At 69.7% G+C, this 20,335-nt stretch carries 26 protein-coding genes and 1 tRNA gene; 12 read left to right on the top strand and 15 right to left on the bottom strand.

The annotated features are described in order from the left end of the window. Window positions 1–93: 93 nt before the first annotated feature. The gene (locus tag ACWEQG_RS14895) at window positions 94–789 is read left to right on the top strand and encodes an SDR family NAD(P)-dependent oxidoreductase (RefSeq protein ID WP_452284908.1); all 696 of its coding nucleotides are present in this window, start codon (window positions 94–96) and stop codon (window positions 787–789) included. Window positions 790–832: 43 nt separating this feature from the next. Here the strand turns inward: ACWEQG_RS14895 and ACWEQG_RS14890 are convergent, their stop codons facing one another. Together ACWEQG_RS14890 and ACWEQG_RS14885 are read right to left on the bottom strand one after the other, a co-directional pair. After that, window positions 833–1,201, bottom strand: coding sequence for a barstar family protein (locus tag ACWEQG_RS14890; protein ID WP_452284906.1), 369 nt, complete (start codon window positions 1,199–1,201; stop codon window positions 833–835). An 8-nt stretch (window positions 1,202–1,209) separates the two neighbouring features. After that, the gene (locus ACWEQG_RS14885; protein ID WP_452284904.1) at window positions 1,210–1,623 is read right to left on the bottom strand and encodes a ribonuclease domain-containing protein; all 414 of its coding nucleotides are present in this window, start codon (window positions 1,621–1,623) and stop codon (window positions 1,210–1,212) included. A 152-nt stretch (window positions 1,624–1,775) separates the two neighbouring features. On the opposite strand from ACWEQG_RS14885, the gene ACWEQG_RS14880 reads away from it, so the two are divergent. Both ACWEQG_RS14880 and ACWEQG_RS14875 read left to right on the top strand, forming a co-directional pair. Beyond that, window positions 1,776–2,594: a glycoside hydrolase family 16 protein gene (locus ACWEQG_RS14880; RefSeq protein WP_452284902.1), complete on the top strand. Its 819-nt coding sequence runs from the start codon at window positions 1,776–1,778 to the stop codon at window positions 2,592–2,594. A gap of 109 nt (window positions 2,595–2,703) precedes the next feature. Next, entirely contained in the window at window positions 2,704–3,219 is a 516-nt protein-coding gene (locus tag ACWEQG_RS14875; RefSeq protein ID WP_452284900.1) for a DUF4142 domain-containing protein, read from the top strand. Window positions 3,220–3,274: 55 nt separating this feature from the next. On the opposite strand, the gene ACWEQG_RS14870 is transcribed toward ACWEQG_RS14875, so the two are convergent. Beyond that, window positions 3,275–3,397, bottom strand: coding sequence for a hypothetical protein (locus ACWEQG_RS14870; protein ID WP_452284898.1), 123 nt, complete (start codon window positions 3,395–3,397; stop codon window positions 3,275–3,277). Window positions 3,398–3,595: 198 nt separating this feature from the next. On the opposite strand from ACWEQG_RS14870, the gene ACWEQG_RS14865 reads away from it, so the two are divergent. Together ACWEQG_RS14865 and ACWEQG_RS14860 are read left to right on the top strand one after the other, a co-directional pair. Next, entirely contained in the window at window positions 3,596–4,054 is a 459-nt protein-coding gene (locus tag ACWEQG_RS14865) for a MaoC family dehydratase (RefSeq protein WP_452284896.1), read from the top strand. A gap of 140 nt (window positions 4,055–4,194) precedes the next feature. After that, window positions 4,195–4,267, top strand: a tRNA-Arg gene (locus tag ACWEQG_RS14860). Between the two features lie 385 nt (window positions 4,268–4,652). On the opposite strand, the gene ACWEQG_RS14855 is transcribed toward ACWEQG_RS14860, so the two are convergent. Then, on the bottom strand, window positions 4,653–4,826 hold the full coding sequence (locus ACWEQG_RS14855; protein ID WP_452284894.1) for a hypothetical protein: 174 nt from the start codon (window positions 4,824–4,826) through the stop codon (window positions 4,653–4,655). Between the two features lie 207 nt (window positions 4,827–5,033). Here ACWEQG_RS14855 and ACWEQG_RS14850 point away from each other — a divergent pair, with 207 nt between their 5' ends. From ACWEQG_RS14850 to ACWEQG_RS14840, 3 genes are read left to right on the top strand one after another with little or no spacing between them, the layout of a single operon-like run. Continuing rightward, on the top strand, window positions 5,034–5,879 hold the full coding sequence (locus ACWEQG_RS14850; protein WP_452284892.1) for a peptidoglycan-binding domain-containing protein: 846 nt from the start codon (window positions 5,034–5,036) through the stop codon (window positions 5,877–5,879). 41 nt (window positions 5,880–5,920) lie between these two features. Then, window positions 5,921–6,805, top strand: a complete 885-nt coding sequence (locus ACWEQG_RS14845) for a peptidase inhibitor family I36 protein (RefSeq protein ID WP_452284890.1) — start codon at window positions 5,921–5,923, stop codon at window positions 6,803–6,805. A gap of 33 nt (window positions 6,806–6,838) precedes the next feature. Continuing rightward, complete coding sequence (locus tag ACWEQG_RS14840; RefSeq protein WP_452284888.1) at window positions 6,839–7,789, top strand: SpoIID/LytB domain-containing protein; 951 nt, start codon at window positions 6,839–6,841, stop codon at window positions 7,787–7,789. A 59-nt stretch (window positions 7,790–7,848) separates the two neighbouring features. Here ACWEQG_RS14840 and ACWEQG_RS14835 read toward each other — a convergent pair whose 3' ends face one another. Continuing rightward, window positions 7,849–8,892: an NBR1-Ig-like domain-containing protein gene (locus ACWEQG_RS14835; protein WP_452285114.1), complete on the bottom strand. Its 1,044-nt coding sequence runs from the start codon at window positions 8,890–8,892 to the stop codon at window positions 7,849–7,851. 306 nt (window positions 8,893–9,198) lie between these two features. Here ACWEQG_RS14835 and ACWEQG_RS14830 point away from each other — a divergent pair, with 306 nt between their 5' ends. Beyond that, window positions 9,199–9,468, top strand: a complete 270-nt coding sequence (locus tag ACWEQG_RS14830) for a hypothetical protein (protein ID WP_452284886.1) — start codon at window positions 9,199–9,201, stop codon at window positions 9,466–9,468. 92 nt (window positions 9,469–9,560) lie between these two features. Here the strand turns inward: ACWEQG_RS14830 and ACWEQG_RS14825 are convergent, their stop codons facing one another. From ACWEQG_RS14825 to ACWEQG_RS14810, 4 genes are all read right to left on the bottom strand, one after another. Then, on the bottom strand, window positions 9,561–11,096 hold the full coding sequence (locus tag ACWEQG_RS14825) for a S8 family peptidase (RefSeq protein WP_452284883.1): 1,536 nt from the start codon (window positions 11,094–11,096) through the stop codon (window positions 9,561–9,563). A 195-nt stretch (window positions 11,097–11,291) separates the two neighbouring features. Beyond that, entirely contained in the window at window positions 11,292–12,224 is a 933-nt protein-coding gene (locus ACWEQG_RS14820) for a phosphatidate cytidylyltransferase (RefSeq protein ID WP_363467659.1), read from the bottom strand. Window position 12,225: 1 nt separating this feature from the next. After that, window positions 12,226–12,816: a lysophospholipid acyltransferase family protein gene (locus tag ACWEQG_RS14815; protein WP_452284881.1), complete on the bottom strand. Its 591-nt coding sequence runs from the start codon at window positions 12,814–12,816 to the stop codon at window positions 12,226–12,228. A gap of 10 nt (window positions 12,817–12,826) precedes the next feature. Next, entirely contained in the window at window positions 12,827–13,450 is a 624-nt protein-coding gene (locus ACWEQG_RS14810; RefSeq protein ID WP_452284879.1) for a CDP-alcohol phosphatidyltransferase family protein, read from the bottom strand. A 287-nt stretch (window positions 13,451–13,737) separates the two neighbouring features. Between ACWEQG_RS14810 and ACWEQG_RS14805 the strand changes: the two genes are divergently transcribed. Together ACWEQG_RS14805 and ACWEQG_RS14800 are read left to right on the top strand one after the other, a co-directional pair. Continuing rightward, on the top strand, window positions 13,738–14,196 hold the full coding sequence (locus ACWEQG_RS14805; RefSeq protein WP_452284877.1) for a nuclear transport factor 2 family protein: 459 nt from the start codon (window positions 13,738–13,740) through the stop codon (window positions 14,194–14,196). 99 nt (window positions 14,197–14,295) lie between these two features. After that, window positions 14,296–14,799 carry a nucleotidyltransferase domain-containing protein gene (locus ACWEQG_RS14800; RefSeq protein ID WP_452284875.1) on the top strand — a complete coding sequence of 168 codons (504 nt, stop codon included), beginning with the start codon at window positions 14,296–14,298 and terminating at the stop codon, window positions 14,797–14,799. Window positions 14,800–14,866: 67 nt separating this feature from the next. Here the strand turns inward: ACWEQG_RS14800 and ACWEQG_RS14795 are convergent, their stop codons facing one another. From ACWEQG_RS14795 to ACWEQG_RS14785, 3 genes are all read right to left on the bottom strand, one after another. Then, window positions 14,867–15,568, bottom strand: coding sequence for a helix-turn-helix domain-containing protein (locus ACWEQG_RS14795; RefSeq protein WP_452284873.1), 702 nt, complete (start codon window positions 15,566–15,568; stop codon window positions 14,867–14,869). Between the two features lie 143 nt (window positions 15,569–15,711). Further along, the gene (locus tag ACWEQG_RS14790; RefSeq protein WP_452284871.1) at window positions 15,712–16,170 is read right to left on the bottom strand and encodes a hypothetical protein; all 459 of its coding nucleotides are present in this window, start codon (window positions 16,168–16,170) and stop codon (window positions 15,712–15,714) included. A 158-nt stretch (window positions 16,171–16,328) separates the two neighbouring features. Next, on the bottom strand, window positions 16,329–16,787 hold the full coding sequence (locus ACWEQG_RS14785) for an Lrp/AsnC family transcriptional regulator (RefSeq protein WP_452284869.1): 459 nt from the start codon (window positions 16,785–16,787) through the stop codon (window positions 16,329–16,331). A 110-nt stretch (window positions 16,788–16,897) separates the two neighbouring features. Between ACWEQG_RS14785 and ACWEQG_RS14780 the strand changes: the two genes are divergently transcribed. Then, on the top strand, window positions 16,898–17,383 hold the full coding sequence (locus ACWEQG_RS14780; RefSeq protein WP_452284867.1) for a DUF2000 domain-containing protein: 486 nt from the start codon (window positions 16,898–16,900) through the stop codon (window positions 17,381–17,383). A gap of 83 nt (window positions 17,384–17,466) precedes the next feature. Here ACWEQG_RS14780 and ACWEQG_RS14775 read toward each other — a convergent pair whose 3' ends face one another. The 3 genes from ACWEQG_RS14775 to ACWEQG_RS14765 all read right to left on the bottom strand — a co-directional run bounded on the left by ACWEQG_RS14775 (window position 17,467) and on the right by ACWEQG_RS14765 (window position 20,331). Next, entirely contained in the window at window positions 17,467–17,862 is a 396-nt protein-coding gene (locus tag ACWEQG_RS14775; protein ID WP_452284865.1) for an ACT domain-containing protein, read from the bottom strand. Between the two features lie 45 nt (window positions 17,863–17,907). After that, window positions 17,908–18,558 carry a DUF6461 domain-containing protein gene (locus ACWEQG_RS14770; RefSeq protein ID WP_363470156.1) on the bottom strand — a complete coding sequence of 217 codons (651 nt, stop codon included), beginning with the start codon at window positions 18,556–18,558 and terminating at the stop codon, window positions 17,908–17,910. 135 nt (window positions 18,559–18,693) lie between these two features. Beyond that, window positions 18,694–20,331, bottom strand: coding sequence for a sensor histidine kinase (locus ACWEQG_RS14765; RefSeq protein ID WP_452284863.1), 1,638 nt, complete (start codon window positions 20,329–20,331; stop codon window positions 18,694–18,696). Between the last annotated feature and the right edge of the window lie 4 nt (window positions 20,332–20,335).

Here is a 20,335-nt window from a genome sequence, read left to right as displayed (position 1 = left end):
CTGCGTGGGTCGCCGGACGCCAGGGTGGTACTGCCTGTCCTACCGGAGCGCTCTCCCTGGTTGGCCACGTGCGGCCCGGCGATGCTTTCACCCATGACGATCACCTTCATCACCGGGGCCAACAAGGGCCTCGGGTTCGAGACCGCCCGCCGCCTCATCGACCTCGGCCACACCGTCGTCATCGGCGCCCGGGACCCCGAGCGCGGGCAGACGGCGGCCGACAAGCTCGGCGCGCGCTTCGTGCGGATCGACGTGGCGGACGACGCGTCGGTCGCCGCCGCGGCGGCCGACGTCGCCGCGCACGAGGGCCGCGTCGACGTCCTGATCAACAACGCCGGGATCCTCGGCCCGCGCGTGCCCGCCGAGAAGCTGACCGCGGAGCACGCCCTCGAGGTCTACCAGACGAACGTCGTGGGCGTCATCCGCGTGACGAGCGCCTTTCTGCCGCTTCTGCGGCGGTCGGAGCACCCGTCGATCGTCAATGTCAGCAGCGGAACGGGATCGTTCGCGCTGACCCACGACCCGGCCCGCGTGGAGTCCACGGTCGTGGGGCCGCTCTACACGTCCTCGAAGTCCGCGGTGACCATGCTCACCACGCAGTACGCCAAGGCGCTGCCCGGCATCCGGGTCAACGCCGCCGACCCCGGCTACACCGCGACCGACCTCAACGGGCACAGCGGCAGCCAGACCGTGACGGAGGGGACCGACGCGATCGTGACGCTCGCGACCGAGGGACCGGACGGCGGAACGGGCCGCTTCGTCGACCGCTTCGGCCCTGTGCCCTGGTGACGGCCTTCGGCCCTGTGCCCCGGTCACGGCGGGACCGCGGCGGTCAGGACAGGGCCTCGATCACCCGCCTGCGGAGCAGGGGCTCGTGATCGGGGCCGGCGTGGAGCGTCAGGGTCAGCCCGGCCTCGGCGGCGCCGGCCAGGACCGCCAGCAGCGTGGCGAACTGCCCGGGAGGCTCGGCGTCGAGCAGTTTCTCGGCGTGCTTCACGACCAGATGCACCGGCCCGATGTCGCGCAGGGAGTCGGTGAGGGCATCCCAGTTGCGGCCGAAGTAGGCGGGGAGACGCAGGACCCGTGCCACCTCCTCGAAGAAGGCGGCACGGGTCCGGCAGGCCAGGCCGTCGACGACCGCCGGGACCGGATCGGTGGTCACCGTGAGCCACGGTGGCAGCGGGCGTGCGGCGGAGGCCATGACGGGTCCTAGAGCCGGTAGAAGTCGGTGTAGTGGTTGGGCGAGAACCAGGTCACGCCCGTGCCGCGGTTGACGACGATCCGGTACGCGTCACGCGAGGCGCCACGCGCCCGGGAGTAGACGTCGTACTCGTAGTAGGTGGCGCCGGCGGGGAGTTGGCCCTCCCGGTTGTAGAAGCGCCCGCCGGTGTAGTTGTACCTGCCGTCGGGCCAGGAATACCAGCCACTGCTGGTGGGATACCCCTTCCCGGCCCAGATCGCGTTCGCCGAGCGGGCGTCGGAGCAGCGGGAGATCGAGCAGGAGCCGTAGACCGACGCGTGGGCGGGGACGACACCGGTCACCCCGGTGAGGGACACGATGGCGGCGATCACGACGGTGAACCGTCCCGCCCGGGACGGCCGGAAGCGTCGCGGAGTCTGCACGAGACCTCCTTGTGGGGGCGAGGGGACAGACACTCGCCAGCATCACCTCGGAACCGGGCCGGGCCAAGGTCGGCGCGGTGAACTTTCGTCGTCTTCTCCCGTATGCCCCGGGGTGAGCCTCGCTGCCCCATGAGTCGCGCCAGGATTGCCGTATGAGCGAAGCCCTGGACAGAACGTACGCGCCGGACCCGGTGACGAAGGCCGGCTATGTGCTGGAGTTCGAGGACACCTTCGAGGGCGGCGTGCTCGACGAGAGCCGCTGGATCCCCCGCTACCTGCCCCAATGGACCACTCGCGCGGCCTCGGCGGCCCGATACCGGGTGAGCGACGGCCGCCTGCGCCTGCTCATCGAGGAGGACCAGCCGCCGTGGTCGCCGGAGACGGAGGGCCGGATGCGCGTGTCCTCACTGCAGACGGGCGTGTTCTCCGGACCGGTGGGCAGCGGCGTCGGCCAGCACGGGCGGGGCCGGGCCGTCGTCCGCGAAGCACAGGAGGAGGCCCGGCTCTACACCCCCCACCACGGCCTGATCGAGATGCGCGCCAGAGCCACCGACGATCCACGCGCCATGGTCGCGCTGTGGATGATCGGCTTCGAGGACGCGCCCGAGCGGTCCGCGGAGATCTGCGTCTGTGAGATCTTCGGACGTGACGTACGGCCGGAGACGGCGGCGGTCGGCATGGGCGTCCACCCGTTCGGCGACCCCGCGATCAGCGACGACTTCGCCGCCGAGGTCCTCCCCATCGACGCACGGGAGTTCCACGTGTACGCGGCCGAGTGGACCCCGGACCGGGTGACGTTTCTTGTGGACGGCCGGCACGTCAAGACCATCCGGCAGTCCCCGGACTACCCGATGCAGCTCATGCTCGGGATCTACGAGTTCCCCGACGCCGAGGGGCCGGACCGGGTGGGGCCGTACCCCAAGGAGTTCGTGATCGACTACGTGCGGGGCTACCGGCCCGCGACGAGCTGAGCCGTAGCGAGGACGCGGCCGGTGGGTATGAGGCATGTGAAGCGTCATGCCCGGATGGTCGAAGCCGATCAGCCGGCGCTCGCCGTCCGGTGAAGGATCGGGGGATCTGATGCTGAGATGGCTCATCGCCCTGGTCGCGGCCGTGGTCGCGGCATTGTCAGGGGTCACCGCAGGCTACGCGGCGCCGCCGGATGTCAGCGACAAGGACAAGGCGTTCCTGGTCGCCGCGCATCAGGACAACCTCACGGAGATCCAAGGCGGGCAGACCGCCGAGCGGCAGGCCGCCAAGCAGTCGGTCAAGGACGCCGGCAGGAAGCTGGTGCAGGACCACACCTCCCTCGACGCCCAGCTCAAGCGGGTGGCCGAGAAGCTGAATGTGGACCTGCCCGGCCGGCCGAGCGAGGAGCAGCAGGCCGAACTGCGCCGGCTCGCGGCCAAGAGCGGCGCCGCGTTCGACCGGGCCTGGATCGACGCACAGGTCCAGGACCACCGCAAGACCCTGCTCGCCCTGGACGAGCAGGTGTCGAACGGATCCTCGGAGGAAGTGAAGAACCTGGCCCGGGCCGCCAAGCCGGTGGTCCAGGAGCACCTCGAGCTGGTCGAGAGCATCCAGAGCGGCGAGTGACGACCGGTGCCGGCCGGGGCGGGTCTCCGGCCGGCACGTCCCCCTGACCGCGGGCTCACCCGAACAGCTTGACCAGCAGCAGGATGATGAGCCCCCAGCAGACGAGACCCGCGACCACGACCGCGACGAGGCCGCGAAGCCGATATCGCTTGCCGGGTGGGCCGGGCTGCTCGTCCACGTCTCCTCCACGCCGGAGTGTGGTCCGGCGGTGTGCTGATACCCCGCAGGTCACGAGCACATCGTCACTCAGGGAGATGTGTTTGTTGCTGATCGTGACAGGGCTCGTCAGGTCCCCGATGGCACCAGTGTGAGCGGCGCCGGGCTTCGAGTCCCCCGATTCCCGCCGACCGCCGGCGCCCTTGCGTAGGGTGCGATCATGCGGATCTTCACGAATCTCGCCGAACTCAAGGCGGCCAAGGGCGAGCATCTCGGATACAGCGACTGGCGGGAGATCGGTCAGGAGAGGGTGGATCTCTTCGCCGACGCGACGGACGACCACCAGTGGATCCACGTCGACCAGGAGCGGGCGAAGGACGGCCCGTTCGGCGGCACCATCGGGCACGGGTACCTCACGCTCTCGCTGCTGCCGTCGCTGGTGAGCGAGTTGTATCAGGTCGGCGGCCTGCGCATGGCGATCAACTACGGGCTCAACAAGGTGCGCTTCCCCCGGCCGGTTCCCGTCGGGTCCCGCGTACGGGCCGGGGCCGAGATCGCCGACGTCAAGGGCACGCCGTCGGGCACCCTCGTGAACCTGCGCGTCACGATCGAGGTCGAGGGCGTCGACAGGCCGGCCTGCGTCGCCGACACGCTCACGCTCTTCGTCCCCCAGGAGTGACCTCTCGCGCCCATGGTCGGGCTCCGATAGTACGGGGGGCGGCTTGACCGGCGGCGGGGCGATTCATTGGCGCAAGCAGGGGTGAGGGGTCTGGTAGAGTTACACCCGTTGCCGGGCACCGCAGGTGATCAGGCAGCAAAGCGGCCGTAGCTCAATGGATAGAGCATCTGACTACGGATCAGAAGGTTAGGGGTTCGAGTCCTCTCGGCCGCGCACATCATAGAAGGCCCGTTACCAGGGACAATCTGGAAACGGGCCTTGGTGTTTTCGGGTATCACGCGGTCTCTTCCGCGTCCGTGGGAGCCACCTTGGGAGCCACCCGTTTCGGTCCGCCCAGTAGAGCGCTCGAAATGGCCTCCGTCGCCGCTCGCTTGTCGCCCTCCATGAGGTGTCCGTACACGTCCTCGGTGATCGCGATGCTCGCGTGTCCGAGGACATCGGAGACGACGTGGAGACGGCATCCCCTGGGCGAGCTCCAGCGAGGCCCCGAGTGCCGGAGCTCGTGTGGGTCTTCAGCTCGTTGATCACGAGCTTGGTCTTCCGGCCCGCATTCGAGTCCCGGTTCTTGATTCGCTTCGATGAGCTGGGCTTTCACTGGTCACTTCGCAACGGTCGCTGCCGCGCTCGCCACCCGCCTCGGACGGATGCCGAGCGCCAAGCCGATCAAGCCGGCGGTCATCAACGCACTCACCACGAGCTTGGGCGCCACAGCGCTGGAGACGAAATCGAGCACCTGGCCGCCGTTGAGAACGAGTGGCACCCACAAGGACACGAGGCCTGCTTGCTCGCGATGGCCTCCGTCGCCGCTCGCTTATCGCCCTCCACGAGGTGCGGTGGTTGTCAGGCGGCGCGTAAGCCTGTACGGGGAGCCTTGTCGGGACAGGCTGACAACGCGATCTCCTTGTGGACGGCGTGAGCGATCCGAAACCGTGGATCCGCCGCAGGAGTCACCTGCCGGCGTTCGACACCAGGAGAAACGATGAAGCTGCCTGCATGCGCCGCCGCCCTCGGGGCGGCCGCCCTGCTCGCTTGCATGACCGGGGCGTCCGGGATGTCGGCGGCACAGGCAGCCGACGCCAGGGCCCTTCCGAGCGTGAACATGGAAGCCACTGTCAAGGCGGCCCAGATCGACCCGCGGCGGTCTGACGACACGCTGACCCCGGGCGCCAAGGCCAGCGTGCTCCTCGTTGAGCGGGCGCTGCGCGACCGGCACCTGCTCGACGCGAAGTGGGTGGACGGTTATTTCGGCACCACGACGGTCGTCGCCTTCGCGAAGTTCCAGAGGTCGCTCGGCCTCACTGGTCTCGCCGCCAACGGCCTTCCGGGCAAGGCGTCGCTCACCAGGCTCGGAGCCGGCCGTTTCACGGTCACCCACATCATCGGGCCGGGCACCCGGGTGTCCGCCGGCGGCGTCGTCGTCGACACCCGTACGCGGAGCATGCTGGCAGAGGCGAAGCGGCTGTTCGGCCGCGACCTCGTGCTGTTGCAGGGGTCGTACAACCGCGGCGGCGACCCCACGTCCGCGGGCACCCACGACGGCGGCGGCGTCGTCGACATCTCGGTCAAGGGGATGGACTCCGCCACCCGCACCGCCGTCGTCCGTGCGCTGCGACGTGTCGGCTTCGCGGCATGGGTGCGTAGCCCCGACCAAGCCGACTGGCCGTGGCACATCCACGCCGCCGCGATCAACGACACCGACCTCTCCAGCCAGGCCCAGCATCAGATCGGTGACTACTACCTCGGTCTGAACGGGCTCGCCGGCCGTGGCCCGGACGACGGCCCAAAGGTGACCTTCCGCACCTGGGAGGAGTACCAGCGCCGCTGACCATCCGAGACCCAGCCTGCACAGACACGAAGGAGAACACCATGGGAACGCTTGACAAGATCCTCGTCGCGGCGGCGGTCGGCGCGGCGGTGCTCGCCACCGCTTCGCCCGCCTCGGCGGCCACCCGCAACGGCGTGTGTGAGACCGGCGAGTTCTGTTACTACTTCAACAGCGACAACCAGGGATCGGTCTCGGACTTCACCGGATCGGTCGGCGACTACGGCACCCGGCAGCCCTCCTGCTACGACTTCAAGGGACCGGGCACCGGCAAGGGCAAGTGCGTCAAGAACGCCGCGGCCTCGGTCTGGAACCGTAGCGGCAAGACCGTCCGGGTCTACTTCAACAGCAACTACGGCGGCAGCGTCTACCAGGACTTCGGGCCGGGCGCCAAGGGCAACCTCAAGCCCGGCCTGAAGAACCAGAACGCCTCCCACCAGTTCGGCCCGTCGTCATCGGCGCGTGTCAACATGTCGTACGCGCTGTACCAGACCGGCGGCGGCTACATCAGCTGCGGATTCGACGGTTACGTCCACACCTCTGGCCGGCACGAGGGTATCGACCTCAAGCGCAGCGAGGGTTCGGATGTCCACGCCCTGGTCAGCGGTCAGATCATCAACGTCGTGCACGGGCGCAACGGCGGCTCCGGGCTCTCCACGATCGCCATCTACAACGCCTCGCTGAACAAGACGATCATCTACCTGCACTCCGCTCCGCTGTCCTCGCTGCGTGTGGGCCAGCAGATCGCGCGCGGCCAGATCATCGCGGACGAGGCGTGGCACGGCGTGTCGTCCCGCAGCGCCGCGCACACCCACGTCGAGATGCGTCCTGGACGGCAGAAGCTCGCCGCCAAGAGCGTCCGCGACCCGAATCTGAGCAACCCGAACCCGAACTCGTTCTGGAACTCCCAGGGCTACAACGTCCGCTAGCGCACCGCGGCCCCCAAGAAGAGGAAGGCGACTGTGTCTCCACGAACTGCACGGCTGATCTCGCGGCCCGCCGCGGCGGCCGCCGCGCTGGTGGTCGGCGCGGCGGTGCTCGCCGCCGCTTCGCCCGCCTCGGCGGCCACCCGCAACGGCGTGTGTGAGACCGGCGAGTTCTGTTACTACTTCAACAGCGACAACCAGGGATCGGTCTCGGACTTCACCGGATCGGTCGGCGACTACGGCACCCGGCAGCCCTCCTGCTACGACTTCAAGGGACCGGGCACCGGCAAGGGCAAGTGCGTCAAGAACGCCGCGGCCTCGGTCTGGAACCGTAGCGGCAAGACCGTCCGGGTCTACTTCAACAGCAACTACGGCGGCAGCGTCTACCAGGACTTCGGGCCGGGCGCCAAGGGCAACCTCAAGCCCGGCCTCAAGAACCAGAACGCCTCCCACCGGTTCCTGAGCTCCGCGCCGCCGACCGGGTGCAAGACCGACGGCACGGACAGCAGGCTGCCCACGACGATCCTCGTCTACCGGGAATCCCTCAACCGCGTGGACCGGGTGGAGTTCAAGACCTACATCAAGAACGTCCTGCCGAACGAGTGGCGGTCGCACTGGCCGAGGGAGTCTCTCCGGGCCGGGGCGATCGCGGTCAAGAACTTCGGCTGGTACTGGGCGCTGAGGTCGGCGAGCAAGACGCCCAGCGGCCAGTGCTACGACGTCACCGACCACACGTCCAGCCAGATGTACAAGCCGGGTTCGGCGACGGCGGCGACGAACGCCGCGGTGGACGCGACCTGGGGCATCCGGATGACGCGCAACGGGAAGATCTTCAAGGCGCAGTACTGCTCCACGACGACGGCCTGCCGCCACTGGGTGACCGGCGACTGGATGTCGCAGAACGGCTCTCGCGACAAGGCCGAGGCGGGCTGGAGCTACTCCAGGATCCTCAGGTACTACTACAAGGGGATCGCTCTCACGTCCTGAGCAGCGGGAGGCGGTCCGTCCCTGTTTCCCGCCGTGTCGTGCACGGCGGGGAACAGTCGTCAGCCGACGATGACCTGGAAGTTGAGTGGCCGGCCTCCGGGAAACGCGACCCGTCCCGAGCCCTCCATCATCTTGAACCGCACATAGCACAAGCCTGGCTTCGTCGGCGTGGTGATGTCGGTCCGGATGTCGACCATCTCTCCGGGGCGCGTGTCCTTTATCGGTACGTCGGGGACGGTCTGGCATTGATCGGGTTGCTGCGGGAGGTCGATGCGATGCAGCGAATATCCCTTCCACGGCACGGTCCCAGCGTTCTTGAGCCGCCATACCTTGGTCACGGTCTGGCGGGAGCCGACGCGCGTGCAGTCGGGCAGCGTGATGTCTCCGATGAACTTCGCCGAATCACCCTCGTGCACAGGCGGGCTCCACGGCGGGTTGGTGGCGCGCACCGGGCAGTCGGCTGCCGACAGCCCGGTCTTCGATGCGCTCTCGGACGGGTTCACGTTGTGCCCGTCGGTCCCGGAGCCACGATTGACGGCGACCGCGATGAGGACCACTGTCGCCACACCGGCGGCCGCTACTGCGAGCGCGGCCGCGGCCGGGAGGGTTGGTCGGAATCGCCTCCGGCCCTCTGGCACAGAGGGGACAGGCTGGACGTCGCCCGCGATCTCGTCGGGCCGTGGCGGCGTAGGCGGAGATGCCGGGGTTTCACCAGCCGATCGTGGGGCTTGTGGCCCGGTGGCGCCGGGCACGGCACGATCTTCCGCGATGTCCGTGGCGGAGGCTTCGAGACCATCAGGCGGACCGGCCCGCAAGGTGCCCCCGCGGCTTGAAGGATCTCCGGCGCTCGCCGATCTGACCGCTGAATTCGCCCTCTCCCAGCGTTCACGGTACGCGGCCGAGTCTGCGCCGCACGCCTTGACGAACTCGACGGTGGTCTCCCAACTCGGGAGCCGGTTACCCTTCGTGGCCTCGTGCAACGTCGTGTGGGAGATCGCCCCCGACCGGCCAGACATTTCTCGGAACGGTGGGTTGCCGACCGATTTGCGAAGTTCTCGCAGTGCCGCCGCGAAGTCCTCGATCGCCTCCGCCCGTGCGGGCATGTCGTCCACCGGGTGAAGCTAACAGCGCCCACGGTGTCCACTCAAGCTTATGCAGCATCTCGCATACGTCCTCCTGTGCCTCGCTCGCCGCGGCAGGGTTGAGGGTGGCCTGCCTGCCGCTGAGGAGAGCGCGATAGAACCGGTCGAGGTCGGCGGTGGTCGAGATGATGGCTTCGGCGGCGTCGGCGGTGTAGGGCGCACGGGTTCGGGTGACGTCGACGAGCGTGCCGTCGGGGTACCGGTCGTAACCCTCGGAATGCGGGTCCGGAACGTCCACTGGTGTCCCGCAAACCGAGCGGACGAAGGATGCGCCGGTCGACCTCCTCGGACCACGGGCGGCCGGACGGCCTCGGCGTGATCATTATGAAGCTCCCCTGCGGGATCACCGTGTACGGCCACGGCGGAATGCTCGATGGTTATCTCACCGGCGTGACCGCGCGGTCGCGCGGTACCCACACGCTCGCCTGGGTGATCAATGGCAGTGGGGGAGCGGAGAACCAGATCGCGCTGATGGACAAGGCCTACATCGCCGAGTTCTGCGGCAGTCGTCAGCCGCCGCGCCGGCCGTGTGGATGACATTCCTCGTCGCCGTACGGCACGGGGCCTGCACCGTCGTGACGGTGCAGGCCCCGCGTGAGAGTGTCACTCAGGTGATGCCGGGGGTCAGCTCACTGGATGACCGCGAGGGTGTCGACGACGCCGGCGCCGAAGAAGCTGTTGTCGTCGACGGTGCCGGTGCAGGCCGCGGTGTTCAGCGGGCAGGGCTTGGGCACGGCCCGCGCCTTGAGCTCGCTGATCATCTGGTTCGGCGACCATGACGGGTGCGCCGACTTCATCTGTGCCATGACGCCGGCGACGTGCGGGCTCGCCATCGACGTACCGCTCTTGGTGCCGTAGCCGTCGATCCCCGTACGGGTGTTCCACGTCGTCGAGTAGATCGACGAGCCGGGAGCCGCGACGTCGATCTTGCCGAGGCCGTAGTTGGAGAAGGACGACCGGACGCTGTCCAGCGTGGTGCCCACGCGCTGCAGGGACGCGACCGTCACGACGCCGTCGAGCTCGGCCGGGATGTCGTTGCAGCCGCTGTTGATCGTGCGCACGGTCGGCTGCGGCGCGTCGTTGGGGCTGCCCTTGTCCACGGTCTTGTTGGCCATGTCGTAGTTGGAGTTGCCCGCCGCGGCGACGTTGACGACGCCCTGCTCGGTGGCCCACCGCACGGCGCGCCGGACGGCCTCCTTGCTGGCGGCCTGGTCGGGCTGGTCGTCACACCAGAACTCGAACGGGTCGACGTAGTAGGAGTTGTTCGTGACGTCCATGTGCTTCTGACCCGCCCACATGAAGCCGCAGACGGCGTACTCCGGATAGATGAAGCCGTCGTCGTTGACGACCTTGACGGACGCCATGCGGACGTTGGGCGCGACACCCACGATGCCGATGTTGTTGCGGGCGGCGGCGATGGTGCCGGCGACGTGCGTACCGTGGTCGCTCGTCGTCGGACGCCAGGCCAGCGGCGTCTGGTCCGGGCGGCCGACGTTACTGCAGTTGACCGAGTTCGCGACGTCGATGTTGGCCTTGAGGTCCGGGTGTGTCGGCGAGATGCCGCTGTCGAGCACCCCGACGAGGACGTTCCGATTGCCGTCGGAGATCGCCTGCGCCTGCGGAGCCTTGATCATCTGCATGTCCCACTGGACGCCCTCGTTGGGGTCGAGGCTCTCGCCGGGCTGCGGGTCGGACGGGATGTCGCCGTTGACCGGCTTCTTGGCGCCCTTCTTGTACCCGTTGGCGCCCGGGCCCCACGGCGCGGCCAGGTCTGCCGGCGTTCCCTCGGAGACCCCGGCCGTGCGGGTGGCGCCGACGGAGGCGACCGCGTTGCCACCCTTGGCGGTGACGTTCACGCGGAAGGCCGCGCGGTCGGAGTGGGCGACGACCACGCCGATCTCGGGCCAGGACTGGACGACGACGCCTCCGGCGGCCTCGACCGCGCGCTCGACGAGACGCGTCTGGCCGGGGTTGGCGATCCGGGCGTTGACGACGTAGCTCATGAGCATCCCGTCGGGGATGTCCACGTTGACCGGTGTCGACGTCGGCTCGTCGGTGGTGGCCGCGCTGGCCGAGCCGGTCGCGCCTCCGAGGAAGGCGGCACCCACCATGGCGAACGCCGCGGCGGTGGCCGCGAGGCGTCGCTTGGGCAGGGCATGCTGCATGGGTTGCTCCTAGAACGGTGAGACCGCGGCGCTATCGTCGCGGTCTGGCTGGTTCCGGCATCGAAAGTCCGGAATGGCCCTGAATCCAGCCTTTAGAGTTGGTTGGTGACGCTAACAGCTCGATCGTGAATTGTTCAAGAGTTCACCAACACGCACCGGCACCTGCGGGGCCGTGCCACCGCACGGCGGTACGGGTCAGGGGACGAAGAAGTACCGGGTCAGGTGGAAGAACAGCGGTGCGGCGAAGCACAGTGAGTCCACCCGGTCGAGCATTCCGCCGTGACCGGCCAGCATCTCGCCCCAGTCCTTGGCACCGAGCGAGCGCTTCACCGCCGACAGCACCAGACCGCCGATCACACCGGCCGCCACGATCGCGAGCGACATCAGCGCGGCCTGCCAGGGGGTGAACGGCGTCAGCCCGTGCAGCAGCACGCCGAGCAGCACCGCCGCCAGGCCGCCCCCGACGAGCCCTTCGACGGTCTTGGAAGGGCTCACCTTCGGCGACAGCGGCGTGCGGCCCCAGAGCTTGCCGCACACGTACTGGAAGACGTCGCTCGACTGCACGACCAGCAGGAAGAACAGCAGCAGGGGGCCGTTGCCGGCGTAGTAGCCGGGAATCTCCAGCATCAGCAGCGCGGGGGCGTGGCTGAGGCCGTAGACGCACACCATCAGCGCCCACTGGATTTTGGCGTTGCGCTCGAGGAAGTCGGAGGTGTCCTGCGACAGCGCGGCGGCGGCCGAGACGACGAAGAACACATAGACCGGGATGAAAATCGAGAAAAGCCCGTACCAACGGAGCCCGAGCAGCGCGAACTGGACCGGAAGCGCGACGTAGAACGCCAGCAGTAACGACCAGTAGTCGGCGTCCTTGGTCGCGGTCAGCGTGATGAACTCGCGGAGCGCGAAGAACGAGCACAGCGCGAACAGCACGATGGTCGCGTGGCTGCCCGCGACGATCGCGGTGCCGGCGACGGCGATCATGACCCACCAGGCGTTGATTCGCTGGTTGAGGTTCAGCACCGTCGTGTTCCCCGGGCCGGTGCGACGGGCCAGGACCGCTCCCACCGTCGTCGCCCCGGTGAGCAGTGTCACCATTCCGGTGATCGTCATCCAGAAGACGTGTGGCATGTCAGGTGTTTCCGATCGTGATGACCGCGCCCCGAGCGCGTTCGAGGAAAGCGTCCTTCTCTTCGCCGGGCACCCGCTCGAGCGGCGCGCCGAACCCCACCCGGCACAGGAGGGGAACGGGGATCACCTTTCCCTTGGGCATGACGCGATCGAGGTTCGACAGATTCACGGGGACGAGCTCGACGTCGGGGAAGTCCCGTGCGAGCCGGAATATCCCGCTCCGGAACGGCCCGGGCTCCGGCCCCGCCCCCCGAGTCCCCTCGGGGAAGATCACCAGCGAGGCCCCCTCGCGCAGCGCCTCCCGCAGCGGGTCGAGCGGGTCGCCCGCCCCCTGCCGCCGCCGGTCGACGAAGACGACGTCGAGCACGCGCCGCGCGACGAAGCTCCTGAGCGGTGAGGAGTCCCAGTAGTCGCGCGCCGCCACCGGACGGACGTTTCCGCGGAGCCGCGCGGGAAGCGCGGCGAGGATCGCCATCGTGTCGACGTGGCTGGTGTGGTTCGAGAAATAGATCCGCTGGCGGCCGGTCGCCAGGGCGGACAGGTACCGGGGGTGGGCGCCGACGACGATCCGGACCAGCCAGACCAGCGCCATCCTGAGGAGACTAGACACCGGCGGCCCGCAATCTCCTGGCGACGGCGCGACCGCGGGTCCAGCACGTGACGGCCGAGCCGACGGCCACGACCACTGTCGCCGCCTTGAGCGAGTACTGCGTCGCCGTCAGGAGGGACTCGGCCGCGCCCACGAGGCAGCCGGCCGACAGGACGGCCATCCGGTGCTGCTTGGCCATCGGGCCGAGAAACTCCTGCTCGAAGCCGAGCGCACCCCCGAACACCCGGACGTACGCGGTGGTCACGGCGAGAAGCGCGGCGAGCCACCCGACCTCCGGCAGTCCCGCGCCGTAGCCCGCCCCGACGATGACGAGCGAGTCGGCGACGCGATCCGGAAACTCGTTGTAGAGCGCGCCGGTCGGGGACTTCTTCCCGCCCTCGACCGCGACGAGGCCGTCCAGCACGTTGCACAGCAGCCTCAGCTGGATGAGCACCGCGGCGGCCAGGTATCCGGCCCATCCCGGCGCCCCGGACAGCGCCCAGCCCGCCAGACCCGCGAACACCACGCTGGCGCAGGAGATCTGGTTCGGCGTGACGGAGGTGCCGGAAATCCATGAGGCGACACCTCGGACAGCGCCGTTGGACCGGGATCTGACCGGCCGGCGTTCCAGCGTCATAGCCGTCCTCCGCTGATTCGTCTCGAATCGGCGAACGCATCGCCGAACAACTCTCGTGTCACTGGACCTGCCGTATCCGATGCACTGACGGAGGGCGGCTCATCGCCCTGCTGACCAAACCCCCCGAACTCGGTGATCATTAGTAGTTTCCGGTGCTTGACGCCTGCTTGAATTCTGGTTACCGACGAGTAATCAGGAGAGTCGGATCGGCTCCACGCTTGTTGACCGAGGGTTCTGCTTCGGTCTACGTTTGTTGAGCCAACGCTCGCAGCGATGAAGGGGACAGCGTGCTCGCGACTCCACGACAGCTGCTCGACCGCTTCCACCAGGCGATGCTGGACTTCTCGCCCGACTCGCTCGCCGACCTGTTCGCCGACGAGGCGACCTACGAGTTCGTGTTCTGGGCCCCGCATCGCGGTGAGTCGCAGCGGTACGACGGGCGCGCGGAGATCCGCGCAGGCTTCAGGGCGGCGTGGGCGTCGGTCTCCGAGCCGCCGCTGACCGGATTTGGCGCGATGTGCGTCCACGAGACGGCCGACGCCGAAGTGGTCATCTCCGAGGGCGAGATGGACGGCGTGAACCCTGCGACCGGGCAGCCGTTCTCTTCCCGATTCGTGCTCGTCCTGCGTGCCCGCGACGGCCGTATCGTCCACCTGCGCGACTACTCCGACGTGCTGCGGACCGCGGCGGGGCTCGGGCGGCTGACTCAGCTCTTCGAGCAGGTGCGGGCCGAGCCCGCGCCGTGAACTCGGGTGCCGCGGCCCGGCGGCGGACCTTCTCCACTGCCCGCGCTACCCGTCGCCGGGATAGCGTGGTCGAAGATCGGGAAGAGAGGCGGTGAACCGGTGCTGTCACTCGGCGAGATGCTGCGGGTGCTGAACGCGCTGCACGCCACCGGATGCGATGTCTGGGTCGCCGGCGGCTGGGGAATCGACGTCCTGGTCGGGCGCGTCACCCGGGAGCATCACGACCTCGACCTGCTCCACCGCGCCGAACAGGAGCGGCTGGTGATCGGCGAGTTGGAGTCGCTCGGGTACGCCGAACGGCCCGGCGTGGTGCCCGGGCGACCGGCCAGGTTCGTCATGGCCGACGGCCACGGGCACGAGCTCGATCTCCATCCGCTGCATGTCGCGGAGGACGGTTCGGCCGTGCAGCACCTGGACGACCGCGGCGCCGTGCTTCACTACCCTGCCGCGGCTTTCGTCACGGGCACGATCGAGGGTGTGCGGGTGCGCTGCCTGTCCGTCGGCCAGCAGGTCGCCTTCCACCAGGGCTACGAGCCGAGGGACCGCGACCTGGAGGACATGGCCAGCCTGCGTGCGGCGTTCGGCGTCACCACGCACTTCTGACCCGCACGCCGCGGAGCCGTACGGCCGCCGCTCCGGCGACGTCGGGCCGGTGCCCGGGGGCGAGCGGTCAGGGCGTGTAGAGGAGTGACAGCGGCTGCGCCGGATTCCGCTCGCTCAACTGGGTGGCGGTGCGCCCGATGTAACGGCTCAGGGACCGCGCCAGGTGCGGCTGGTCGAAGTAGCCGAGGCGGTAAATCACGTCGTGGACCGGCACGCCCTCCTGGATCAGGACCGCCGCCCGCCGGGCGCGGTCGATCTGCCGCACGGTGCCGCGGGTGAGCCCGGTCGCCGTCACGAAGCGCCGCTGCACGGTGCGTTCGGACACGTCCGGCGACGCGCCGCCGGCCACCGCGGCGACGAGCGGGTCGCGCTCCACGACACCCTCACGCACCAGCCGCTGGACGAAGGCCTCGGCGTTGTCGTAGTCGGGCAGGTGCCAGGTGGAACCCTTCAACCAGAAGGACCTGCGCGTCACATCGGGAATCTCCGCCGAACCGTCCACGAGCCGGCCGGCCGGAAGGTGGGGCATCGACGTGCCGAGAGAGAAGCTGATCCCGAAGAACGTGGCCTCCTCGGGAACGGGGGCCGAACTCGCCTTCGACTCCGGCCCCTGGACGGACGCGCTCACCTGGCCGCGATGCTCCCAGAAGACCAGATCCCAATGCGCCGTCGCGACCGCCGTCATCTGCTCGACGTCACGGCTGCTGCTCCGCCACACCCGCTCGATGTACGGCGAGTCGGACGACCGGCTCTCGATGTTCAGGCCCATCCGGGTCACCCCCCTCAATCGCCCGTGCGCACCGGGACTCGGCGGGAGACGAACCACCGCCCACCGCGCTCTCGTGGCCCGCGCCCGGGAGAAGCTGAACGACACCGTGCACGCGGTGATCAATAGTAGTTATCGGCGCCCGATCAGACGACCTTGTCCTGTCGGTCGGGCACAGGCGCGGCCGCACCGTTCTCACGCTTGTCGCGGGCGCGGAACACCCGCTCGGTCGGATCCGGCGCCCCGTCGTCCGCAAGGCGATCGGTGAGAAGGAAGTCGTCCAGTTCGAACGCGGCGGCGTGTTCGCTCTCACTCAGGAAGAAGGTCCCGCCGGCGAGGTCGGGGTCCCACCCATGCGTCATGGCGTAGTCGACGACTCTGCGCACATCCTTGGGCGTCGGGTAGGCGCCGTCGGTCGCGCACCCCCACGGCAGGACGGCCGTGGACAACAGATCCGCCTGCAGTACGCGGCTGTTCTTCCCGGCGCCCCAGACGCGGAGGCGGACGCATCGGTGACAGTCACGCTCGCCTGCCACGTGGTTGATCTGCGCCGTCCACGCGAACTCCCGCCCGTCCGCGTGCAGCCTCCGCAACCTCGTCCCCACGATGCTCACCCACCTCGTCGTTCGATATCGCCGTACGGATGACCAAGAGGAGTATTCGCAGCCCCGGGGGGACTGGCAATCGGATTTCCGGAAGGCCGGACCGGAGCCGGAGGGCGCCCGCCGGGCTCACACCGTCACCGGCGCCGCCGAGGAACGGATCACGGCCCGGTCGGACCGATCCGGGTGTTGCGGATGTGCTCGTAGACGATCGACGTGCGGACGTCGGCGACCTCGGCCCGCTCGGTGAGCTTGTCGATCACGAACGCGTACAGGCTGGCGTTGTCCGGCACGGCGACGTGCACGATGAAGTCCTCCGTGCCGGTCGTCACGTAGACGCCCAGGGTGTCGGGGAGCGCGCTGACCCAGTTGCGGAAGCCCTCGATGTTGCGCCGCGAGGGGGGACGTACGCGGATGGCGATGAGGGCCTGGACCGGACGCCCGATCGCCGCGAGGTCGACGTCGAGGATCGCTCCCCGGATGACGCCGCGCTGCCGGAGCGCCCGCGTACGGTCGAGTGCCGTGGTCGGCGAGACCCCGACCGCGGCGGCGACGTCACGGTTGGTCTTCCGTGCATCCGACTGGAGTTCCGCCAGGATCGCCTTATCAAGTTCGTCCATGCCCGCCTCTGAGCCCCTTCGTTCGATACAAGTACGGGTTTGTTGCAGACTAATCGTACGGATGCCTAGCATCAACGGCGTACATCCGAACGCATGGATAGGGGAACGGCATGAAAGCCGATGAAGGAGCGACCACGGGTGTCGGGTTCGTCCCCGAGGAGATCGACCCGGCCCTCCCGACCCGGGCGGCCCGCCTCAAATGGGTGATCGTGGTCGACGGCGACCTTCCCGCGGGCCGTGCCGTGAACGCCGCCGTCTGCGTGGCCGCGGCGACCTCTACGGCGGTGGCCGGGCTCCTCGGTGACGACGCGGTGGACGCCGACGGCGGCGCGCACCCGGGCCTGCCCTGGGCGGGGTGCTCGGTGCTGGCCGCGGACGCCGCCACGCTCCGTGCCATCCGTGCCAAGGCGGCGGCGTCCGCCGGATGCTTCGTGGCGGACATGCCCGCCGCGGCCCAGCACACACGGGTCTACGCCGACTACCTCGCCACGATGAAGGAGACCGCGGCCGACGACGTCGATTACTACGCGGTCAGCGTGGTCGGGCCGCGCAACCGGGTGGACAAGATCGCGGGAAAGCTGCCCCTGATGCCGTGACCCGGCATCCCGGCATCCCGGCATCCCGGCATCCCGGCATCCCGGCATCCCGGCATCCCGGCATCCCGGTATGCCCGCTGACGTCAGGAGCCGGGCGAGCGCAGGTGGCGGGTGTCCACCCGGTGCCCCGCCTCCTCCAGGACGGCGACCGCCTCCTTGATCCTCGGCTCGGGCACGAGGACCAGGTCGGCGTGGAAGGTCGAGGCGACGAACACCGGGATGGCCGCCTCGGCCAGAGGGCCGACGATGGCCGCCAGCATGCCCGGGACGTCCAGGTCGTGTCCCGTTCCCCCGCCGTACAGGCCGATCCATCGATCGCCGGACCCCGTCGGCCAGGCCTCGCGGATGACCGTGAGGCCCTCCGGGGCGCGAACGAGCGCGATCCAGTCGTCGTCTTCGGGGAACGTCGCCTGCGGCAGGTGCTGGACGGCGAACACGGACGGCACGATGCCGAGCTGCTGGGCGGCGGGTGAGGTCATGCCTCGTGTGTAGCAGAGCCCCCCGACAGGACACCGACAACAGACCTAGACCTGGGACCACTCGGTGACGGAGGCGACCAGCAGCGGCCCGGCGAAGGAGTCCGCGGTGAGGGTCACCCCGGTGATCCTGGCGGCGAGCGCGAACGCCTTCGGGAGGGCGTCGTCCCACCGCACGTCCCAGGCCGCCTTTCCGGCCGTGGCGGTCAGCGGCAGCCCGACCCTGCGCATCGGCTCCTTCAGCCGATCAGGGTCGCCGCCCCAGCGGTTGACCGACGCGTGCGGCGTGAACGCCGTGACGATCTCGCCGTCCACGGCGTACAGGAAGCTGTGTTCCGCGTAGTCGTGGCGTCCGACGGCCACCGCCTCGCAGCCCTGCGAGAGGCGCGCCAGGTTCTCGCCCAGGGCGGTGTGCCAGCCGCACAACTCGACCGCCACGCTCCACTCGCCGATCCGGGTGACACCGACGTATCCGCCGCCGTATCCGCCGTCGGTCCCCTCGACGAACTCCGCGACCTCGTCGTCGAGCTCGCCGAAGGTCATCGAACGCACCGGTGCTCCGGCGGGATCGAGACGGTCCGCGACCTCGGCGGGGTCCAGCCCGTGGAAGAACGACACGCAGAAGACGTCGCCCAGCGGGTTGTCCGCGCTTCCGGGCGGGGCCGCCGGCCACCGGAAGCGGGCGAGAGCATCGGCCACGTGAGCCCCCTTGATCGTCTCGCGACGTGGTGGCGCCCACCAGTCGCGTTCCTGTCCACCGACGGCGGACGCCGTCTACGTCAGGAGGATGGCGGCACGGACCTGGAAGCGGCTTGGATCTTGCTTAACGGCACGTCACGGCCCGGGGACGACCGCCTTCGAGACGAGCCGGCCGCGGGCGAAGCACAGACGGTAGGCGCGGGCGGCATCGGCCTCCACGGTGTAGTACGCACAGTCCTGGCCCGGTGGCGGAGCGGGAGCGCCGTCCGGCGGGCCGTCCCTGGTGAACGCGGGGAGCCGGGACAGCACGTCGCCGCGTGGTTCGCCCACTTTCAGCCGTTCGTACGTCGCGGGGTCGAGGACGGAGAACGACGAGCTGACGAAACTGAGGGGGATCAGGAGCACGAAGATCCCGGTCAGCACGGCCACGGGGATCACGACCGCCTGAGCCAGCCGCCGCCGCACCCGCCGCCGGGCGAGGTCGAGCTCCCGGGCCGACGTGGTCACGGGCGTGCCGGGGCCCGCCGCCCGCGGGTGCCCGTCGTCCGCGCGCACGCCGTCGACGGGCAGCCGGGCGGCGACCTCGAAACCCCCGCCGGGGGCCGGGCCCGCCCGCAGGACGCCGCCGGCCAGCCGCACCCGTTCCGCCAGCCCGACGAGCCCCGAACCACCCGTGTCACCAGAGCCACCCGAGGCGACGGCCGCCGGGGCGGGGTCGTTGGCCACGCGGAGCGTGACGACGCCGTCATCGGACGCGAGAGCGACGCGTACGGTCGCGCCGGGAGCGTGCTTGGCGGCGTTGGTCAGGGACTCCTGGAGCACGCGGCGCACGGCGAGCGAGGTCATCGGAGCCAGGTCGCCGGTGCCGCCCAGGTCCTCGGCGACGATCGGCACGCCGGAGTCGCGGGCGCGCTCGACGAGCGTCTCCACGCTCTCCTCACGCGGCGCCACGTCGGCACCTTCGTCGTCCGTGCGCAGCACGCCGATGATCTCGCGGAGCCGCTCGGTGGCGGCCGCGGCGGCCTCACGCAGTTCGCGTACGGCCGCCTGCTGCCGGGGGTCGAGGCCGGGATCGAGTTCCAGCGCGCCCGCGCGCACCGCGAGCAGCGTCAGTTCGTGGCCGAGCGAGTCGTGCATGTCGCCCGCGATGCGCGCCCTCTCCCGCAGGCGGGCGCGGTCGGCGACGGCCTGCTGCTCCCGCTCCAGCCGGTCGGCGAGCCGCCAGCCCGTGCGGACCAGTTCGGTGCGCTGGCGGCGCCATCGGCCGAGCAGCCAGGGTGTGACGACCGAGAGCAGCAACGTGGCGAGCTGTGTCGGCCAGCCCCACAGGTCGCGCAGGACGAGCGCGGACAGCGGCAGCCCGGCGAGTGCGACGACGGCGAAGAACCACAGCGCCGGGCGGGCGCTCGCCATCCGGTGCCCGGCCAAGAAGCCGAAGACCACCAGCGCCGCCCACGTCCAGGGCAGAGGACCGACCATCTGCGCGTCCAGGGCCAGGCTCACCGCCACCGGTACGGCCAGCGCCGCCAGCGGCCACCTGCGGCTCACCGCCGTGGCGGCCGCGAACAGCGGGACGGCCACGGCCGCCGCCGCCACCCGCCGCGCGTCGCCGCCCATGAGCACGCCATCGTGGACACCGCCGAGGACATCGCCGAGGACATCGCCGAGGACACCGCCGAGGGCGCCGTCGCGGATGTCGTCGACGACCGACGCGACCGGCGGCGCGGACACGGCCAGCCAGACACCGAGGTCGAGGAGACGGTACGTGCGCACCGCC

This window comes from Microbispora sp. NPDC004025 (assembly GCF_053604425.1).
The sequence above is the reverse complement of the archived record's forward strand: the minus strand, read 5'-3'. Positions and strand labels throughout refer to the sequence as shown.

What these genes read in the sequence shown, in the direction of transcription:
- ACWEQG_RS14895 (WP_452284908.1), top strand. Translation starts at nt 94, where the DNA reads ATGACGATCACCTTCATCACCGGGGCCAACAAGGGCCTCGGGTTCGAG.
- ACWEQG_RS14890 (WP_452284906.1), bottom strand. Translation starts at nt 1,201, where the DNA reads ATGGCCTCCGCCGCACGCCCGCTGCCACCGTGGCTCACGGTGACCACC.
- ACWEQG_RS14880 (WP_452284902.1), top strand. Translation starts at nt 1,776, where the DNA reads ATGAGCGAAGCCCTGGACAGAACGTACGCGCCGGACCCGGTGACGAAG.
- ACWEQG_RS14875 (WP_452284900.1), top strand. Translation starts at nt 2,704, where the DNA reads ATGCTGAGATGGCTCATCGCCCTGGTCGCGGCCGTGGTCGCGGCATTG.
- ACWEQG_RS14865 (WP_452284896.1), top strand. Translation starts at nt 3,596, where the DNA reads ATGCGGATCTTCACGAATCTCGCCGAACTCAAGGCGGCCAAGGGCGAG.
- ACWEQG_RS14850 (WP_452284892.1), top strand. Translation starts at nt 5,034, where the DNA reads ATGAAGCTGCCTGCATGCGCCGCCGCCCTCGGGGCGGCCGCCCTGCTC.
- ACWEQG_RS14845 (WP_452284890.1), top strand. Translation starts at nt 5,921, where the DNA reads ATGGGAACGCTTGACAAGATCCTCGTCGCGGCGGCGGTCGGCGCGGCG.
- ACWEQG_RS14835 (WP_452285114.1), bottom strand. Translation starts at nt 8,892, where the DNA reads ATGCCCGCACGGGCGGAGGCGATCGAGGACTTCGCGGCGGCACTGCGA.
- ACWEQG_RS14830 (WP_452284886.1), top strand. Translation starts at nt 9,199, where the DNA reads ATGCGCCGGTCGACCTCCTCGGACCACGGGCGGCCGGACGGCCTCGGC.
- ACWEQG_RS14825 (WP_452284883.1), bottom strand. Translation starts at nt 11,096, where the DNA reads ATGCAGCATGCCCTGCCCAAGCGACGCCTCGCGGCCACCGCCGCGGCG.
- ACWEQG_RS14820 (WP_363467659.1), bottom strand. Translation starts at nt 12,224, where the DNA reads ATGCCACACGTCTTCTGGATGACGATCACCGGAATGGTGACACTGCTC.
- ACWEQG_RS14815 (WP_452284881.1), bottom strand. Translation starts at nt 12,816, where the DNA reads ATGGCGCTGGTCTGGCTGGTCCGGATCGTCGTCGGCGCCCACCCCCGG.
- ACWEQG_RS14810 (WP_452284879.1), bottom strand. Translation starts at nt 13,450, where the DNA reads ATGACGCTGGAACGCCGGCCGGTCAGATCCCGGTCCAACGGCGCTGTC.
- ACWEQG_RS14795 (WP_452284873.1), bottom strand. Translation starts at nt 15,568, where the DNA reads ATGGGCCTGAACATCGAGAGCCGGTCGTCCGACTCGCCGTACATCGAG.
- ACWEQG_RS14785 (WP_452284869.1), bottom strand. Translation starts at nt 16,787, where the DNA reads ATGGACGAACTTGATAAGGCGATCCTGGCGGAACTCCAGTCGGATGCA.
- ACWEQG_RS14780 (WP_452284867.1), top strand. Translation starts at nt 16,898, where the DNA reads ATGAAAGCCGATGAAGGAGCGACCACGGGTGTCGGGTTCGTCCCCGAG.
- ACWEQG_RS14775 (WP_452284865.1), bottom strand. Translation starts at nt 17,862, where the DNA reads ATGACCTCACCCGCCGCCCAGCAGCTCGGCATCGTGCCGTCCGTGTTC.